Source organism: Nocardia sp. NPDC051900 (genome assembly GCF_044452545.1).
GTDB lineage: Bacteria > Actinomycetota > Actinomycetes > Mycobacteriales > Mycobacteriaceae > Nocardia > Nocardia sichangensis.
Map to the genome: position 1 here is coordinate 1 of NZ_JBITBU010000056.1, position 5,405 is coordinate 5,405.

Below are 5,405 nucleotides of genomic sequence, written 5' to 3' on the forward strand. Positions count from 1 at the left end.
CGGCTCACCCCGATCGAGTTTGAGACAATAAACCGGCCCGCAGTCGCGGCCTGAAAGACCAAACCCACGAGTCAACCAAACTCGGGGCAGTCCCTATTGGTTGATCATCGTCTTGGCAACCGCGACGATAGGAGCAGCCAGGCGAATCGCGATAGCGTAGCCAAGAGCCCGAAGCCGCTCGAGCCCGTCGCCTGGCGTCAGCCCAGTAGATTGCGTAGCCCAGTGTCTTTCGCGCAGCGGATGCGGTCTTCGCTGCGGGCGCGACGTCGGTGTCGTAGTTCCAGGTCAGGCAACTGACCCTTGCGGGTGTTGGTGACGAACGCGGTCAGCCGGAGGCCGTCGACGTCGGTGAACCGCAGTTGCGCGCCCGGGTGCGGGCGCTCTTTCCGCACGATAAGCCGCTTATCAGCGGGCCAGCCGTCGAGGTCGAGCAGGCCGGTGACCTCGGCGACCCAGGCACCCTTGCGGACTTCGCCGTCGGCGTCGTAGGCCAGCGTCCAGACATCGGCCGGGATCTCGTTGACCACTTCGACGATGGTATCGGTCAGGGTGAACCCCAGCGAGTACTGGATGTGCGAAGTAGAAGCTCCTATCGAGTTCGCCCGCCGCTATCCCAGTGTGAACGGGTCGCGGGGCACACCGGTGAGTTCAACCCACACTGTCTTGGTTTCGGTGTACTCGAGCATCGTCGCCAGGCCGTTCTCCCGGCCTAGGCCACTGGACTTGTAGCCGCCGAACGGGGCGCCGGGTGCGACGGTGCGGTAGGCGTTGATCCAGACTGAGCCCGCCTGGATCTTGGCCGCTACGCGGTGGGCCTTCTGTACGTTCTGGGTCCACACCGCACCCGCCAGCCCGAAATCGGAGTCGTTGGCGAGCTTGACCGCTTCGGCTTCATCGGTGAAAGGCATGAAAGCAGCGACTGGGCCGAAGATTTCCTCCTCGACCACACGCATCCCGGGCCGGGTGCCGGTGAGGACTGTCGGTTCGACGAACAGCCCGCCAAGGTCCGGCGCGGCGCGGCCGCCATACGCGATTGTGGCGCCCTCTTTCTCTGCTGAGGCGAGAAAAGCAAGGATGCGGTCGAACTGCGCGGCGTTGGATACCGGGCCCATCTCCGTCGCGGGGTCGCGCGGGTCGCCCATCTTGATCCGCCGCGCACGCTCGACGACCCGATCGACGAGTTCGTCGTGCACTTCGGCCTGCACCAGGATGCGGGAACCGGCTATACACGTCTGACCAGTGGCGGCGAAGATGCCGGCGATCACGCCGTTGGCGGCGAGTTCGAGATCGGCGTCGGCGAACACGATCTGTGCCGACTTGCCGCCGAGTTCCAGCAACGCCCCGTTGAGGTTGCGGGCGGCGGCCACCGCGACTTCCCGGCCTACCTCGGTGGAACCGGTGAACGCGATCTTGCTGATTCCGGGGTGCGAGGACAGCGCTTTCCCTACTTCGGCCCCCCGCCCGGTTACGACGTTGAACACGCCGGGCGGGAAGCCGGCCTCGCGGACGAGATCGGCGAAAGCCAGCGTGGAGACTGGGGTATAGTCCGACGGCTTCACCACCAGCGTGCATCCGACGGCCAGCGCAGGCGCCGCCTTCCACGTCAACAACAACAGCGGTGAGTTCCACGGCACGATCGCGCCGACCACGCCGACGGGTTCGCGCTGGGTGTAGCACAGATAGTTCGACCGCCCGGTCGGGATCACCTCGCCGCCGAGCTTGTCCGCGTGCCCGGCGAAGAAGTGATACCACTCCGGCAACGCCTTCAGCTGGCCGGACATCTCGCGGAGCAATTTGCCGTTATCGCGGGATTCCAGATCGGCGAGCCGGTCGGCATCCCGGGTAATCAACTCGGCCAGGCGGCGCAGCAGCCGCGCTCGTTCGGTGCCCTGCATCGCGCCCCACGGGCCGTCCATGGCCGCCTGCGCAGCGGTCACCGCCGCGTCGACGTCACTGGCATCCCCGTCCGGTACTCGGGCCCAGGCTGCGCCGGTATAAGGATCGGTGGTGATGTACGTCGCGCCAGACGCGGCCGGGCGGGCCGCGCCGTCGACGAACATCTGCCAGTCGTGAACCTCTGGTGTTGTCATGGCGATCTCCGGTCAGAAGGTGGGAAAGCCCAGCGACGCGCGGAAGGCGTTCTTGTTCGCGACGCCGTCCCGGGGCGGCAGGGCGCGCGGTGGTTCGTCGGCTTCGATGAGCACCTGTATGAATCGGGTTCCTGCGCGGGCGCGCACCGCCCGGCCGATGTCCTCGGCCGCGCTCAGATCATGCACCTGGTCGGCGTCGCGGATGCCGAATCCGCGGGCGACCGCGGCCAGGTCGGTGCCGAGGCTGGTGTGACTGCGTTGCATTCCGGTCTCCCCGAAGTGGCCGTTGTCCAGCACGACGAGGGTGAGGTTCGGCGGCAGCAGCGCGCCGATCGTGCCCAGCGCACCGATACCCATCAACTGCTCGCCGTCGCCGGTGATCGCCACGACCGACCGGTCAGGCTGGGCCAGGGCGAGTCCGAGCGAGAGCGGCGCAGCGGCACCCATCGCGCCCCATAGGTAGAAGTTCTGGTCGCGGGCGCCCGTGGAGAACACGTCGTAGCTGGCCGAGCCGAGTCCCGTGACTACGAGCGCGTCCGGGATCTCCCGCATCAGCGCCGTGACGAATTCCCGCCGGGAAACACGCTGTTCCTGCGTGCCTGTCTGCACCGTCATCAGTTCCGCACCCACTTCTTGCGCCCGAGCAGCTTCTGCCCGAGTAGCACCGCGACCCGTTCGCCCGCGTCGAAAGCGGACTCGAGGCCAGCGGTGACTGCGGGTTCGACCTCGTCGGGCTCGTCGGCCCTCAGGACTGTGATGCCCATCAGCTCCAGTGCCGCCTGTGTGCCGCGGCCCATGGCGCTCTGCCACGGGTTGAACTCGGCGTACTCGCCGCGCATGGTCACCAGCGTCAGGAATGGGAACCGGCAGTTCGACAGTAGGGAGAACATGTTGACGCAGTTGCCGACGCCGCTGCTCTGCATGAGCAGCACCGCCCGCTGCCCACCGAGCCAGGCGCCCGCGACGACGGCGACGCCCTCCTCCTCGGTGGTGAGAACGACATCGTGGATGGTCGGATCTGCCTCGACTTGCCGGATGGCATATGAGTGACCGGCGTCCGGCACGTAGGCTATCTGGGATACTTCACCCGTCTTCAGGGTACGAAATACCCCCTCCTGCCAGGCAGGCGCGCTATTCAACGTATTCATGCGTCCGTTCGCTCCGTGTTGGGTGGACTGCGACCACATCATCATGGGGTCTGATGTCGCCTTGCGTCGAATAGCGATTTTTGATGCTGAGATGTGGGATGTGTATGGATGTTCCCGAGACTCAGTGCACGGGGAGGTCGTCGAAGTCTTCGCTGAGCAGCGTGGCCGACGGCCAGGCGCCGGAAGTGACGGCTGTTCGGACCAGCCGCAGCAGCTCCACTGTTACTGCCTGCACCGGTGGCGGGGTCCAGGTGCCGCGTTGCAGCCCGAGCACGACGGTCCTGGCGATCTCCGGTTCGCTCAGCGGGGCGCCGCTGAGCCGTCCGGCGGCCACGTCCGCGGCCACGCCGGTGGCAGGCAGCACCGTCCAGCCGCGACCGGACATCACCAGTTTTTTCTGCAGCGCCATGGAGTTGGTCTCGGCCGCGACCCTCAACCCTCGGTGACCAGGTCGGTCAACCCGGCGTCCTCGGCCAGCCGCATCGGCGGCACCAACCCAGCCCGCGACACCAGATTTCGATCATCGAATCTCACCGACGTACGCGTCGGCCCATGCAGCAATCGCACTCGCGAAGTGCCTTTCCGGACTGGGAGGTGGAAGCGTAGAGAACTCCCATCCTCCCAGCTCGGAAGGCACTTCCTTCGTTACAACACAGTGCCGCGCCGCAATTCGACCGGTGGATTCAGGCTCAGGACTCCAGCGACGCCAGATCGCCTTCATTGAACGCGCGCGTGACTGCAGTCGTGTTCCAATATTCGTGGAACAGGATCAGCTTACCGTCTTTAAACTTAAAAATGCTTATGTACTTGTTGGTGTAATTATTCAGCTTCGGGCACGCGCCATCATACTCGAGCAAGTACGCCCCTTCCTCCATCAGCGGCATCACCTTGACGTTGGTGAAGGTCATGCCCGGCAGAATCTGGTTGAGTTGGTCGATGTACGCTTTCGTGTCCTCGGCCCCCGCCACGCGCTCCGGCGTACCGAGCCAAGGCGCGTAGGGAAACTCAAATACAAGATCGGGATGCGCATTGGCCCAAAAGAAATCCCTATCCCCGACAGCCGCATGCAAAATCTTTGCAGCAAGTTCTGCGTTATTCATATTACCTACCTCCATTGGTTTCCGAATACTCGGGTCTAAAGCCAGCATTGATGGCCTTTATGTTCGCGGTGGCATGGGCGAATCTGTCCAGCACGTCAGCCCAGTTGACAACATTCCAGAACGCCTTAACGTAGTCAGCCTTGACGTTCTTGTGCTGCAAGTAGTAGGCGTGCTCCCACATGTCGACTTGCAGTAATGGGACGATGCCGAGCGGAACGTTGGCCTGCTGATCGTAGAGCTGGAATGCGCGCGCGGCATCGGCTGCAAGCCGCGACGACAGTATGTAGTCGGCTTCGGCGACGATGAATGGCGAAACAATCAGCAGGTCGTCGGCCTCGCCAAGGATGTGCGCGATCGCTCGATGCTCGGGATACGCCTCGTCGAATGAGGCCAGACGCGAATTCCGCGTGGGTCTTGTGCGCAGCGATCGCGCACAATCTCGGCGCGCTGCCGGCGCGCTCGCCGACCCTGCCCTGGGCAAAGCTCGCGGGGCCACCCTGCGTCGCAAGATCATTGCCGTTCCGGCACGTTTGGCCCGTACACAGCGCAAACCCGTGCTGCAGCTTCCGACGCACTGGCCCTGGGCGGGGGCCTGGCGACGACTCTGGCAGGCCACCACCACGACCACCTGAACCCCGCCGCTACGACCAGGAACAACATGCGAGAGTTCCCGGTTCCGCGGTCGGCGGGATCGTGTTTTCTCATGTCCGACGTGCTCGGTCATCTCCGCTCCCAGAGTGGTTTCCAGCACGGTTTTGGTCAGCTGGTTGAGCAGCCCGCCTGGGCCGACCAGATCGATACCCTGCTCTTTGGCTTGGGCCAGCAGTTGCTCGGCCAGCTTCTTCGTCTCCGCCGCGTCCTTGTTCGCCACGGTCTCGAGTGTCTCCGACATCAGTGGGTCCTTCCTGCCGAACCATCAGGCTCGGCTCATCGAACCGAGTCAGACCCACCGAAGTTCCGGCTCTGTCCCCATTTCGGTGGTGACGCTGCCGTGACGGCACGATGTCGTGGTGTGCGAGGTGAATGTGGCTGCTGCTGTGGTGTTTTCGGGGTTGTTCACCGCTGGT

Annotated in this window: 5 protein-coding genes and 3 pseudogenes; 1 reads left to right on the forward strand and 7 read right to left on the reverse strand. The window is 64.4% G+C overall.

The annotated features are described in order from the left end of the window. Positions 1-206: 206 nt before the first annotated feature. The 7 genes and pseudogenes from ACIA5H_RS37365 to ACIA5H_RS37395 form a co-directional block, all read right to left on the reverse strand. Positions 207-572: pseudogene (locus ACIA5H_RS37365) on the reverse strand (transposase); the annotation flags it as partial. A 36-nt stretch (positions 573-608) separates the two neighbouring features. After that, positions 609-2,090, reverse strand: coding sequence for an aldehyde dehydrogenase (locus tag ACIA5H_RS37370; RefSeq protein WP_397081043.1), 1,482 nt, complete (start codon positions 2,088-2,090; stop codon positions 609-611). 12 nt (positions 2,091-2,102) lie between these two features. Then, on the reverse strand, positions 2,103-2,705 hold the full coding sequence (locus ACIA5H_RS37375; protein ID WP_397081045.1) for a thiamine pyrophosphate-dependent enzyme: 603 nt from the start codon (positions 2,703-2,705) through the stop codon (positions 2,103-2,105). After that, a complete protein-coding gene (locus ACIA5H_RS37380; RefSeq protein ID WP_397081047.1) occupies positions 2,705-3,238 on the reverse strand; it encodes a phosphonopyruvate decarboxylase in 534 nt (177 codons plus the stop codon). The genes ACIA5H_RS37375 and ACIA5H_RS37380 overlap by 1 nt, the downstream gene beginning before the upstream one ends. 121 nt (positions 3,239-3,359) lie before the next feature. Next, positions 3,360-3,647 (reverse strand): LysR substrate-binding domain-containing protein, encoded by a 288-nt coding sequence (locus ACIA5H_RS37385; RefSeq protein ID WP_397081049.1) that lies wholly within the window; start codon positions 3,645-3,647, stop codon positions 3,360-3,362. Positions 3,648-3,927: 280 nt separating this feature from the next. Beyond that, positions 3,928-4,338 (reverse strand): nuclear transport factor 2 family protein, encoded by a 411-nt coding sequence (locus tag ACIA5H_RS37390; protein WP_397081051.1) that lies wholly within the window; start codon positions 4,336-4,338, stop codon positions 3,928-3,930. Position 4,339: 1 nt separating this feature from the next. Continuing rightward, a pseudogene (locus tag ACIA5H_RS37395) lies at positions 4,340-4,582 on the reverse strand (Fe-Mn family superoxide dismutase); the annotation flags it as partial. Between the two features lie 152 nt (positions 4,583-4,734). Here ACIA5H_RS37395 and ACIA5H_RS37400 point away from each other — a divergent pair. Next, positions 4,735-4,970: pseudogene (locus tag ACIA5H_RS37400) on the forward strand (IS1380 family transposase); the annotation flags it as partial. Positions 4,971-5,405 lie beyond the last annotated feature (435 nt).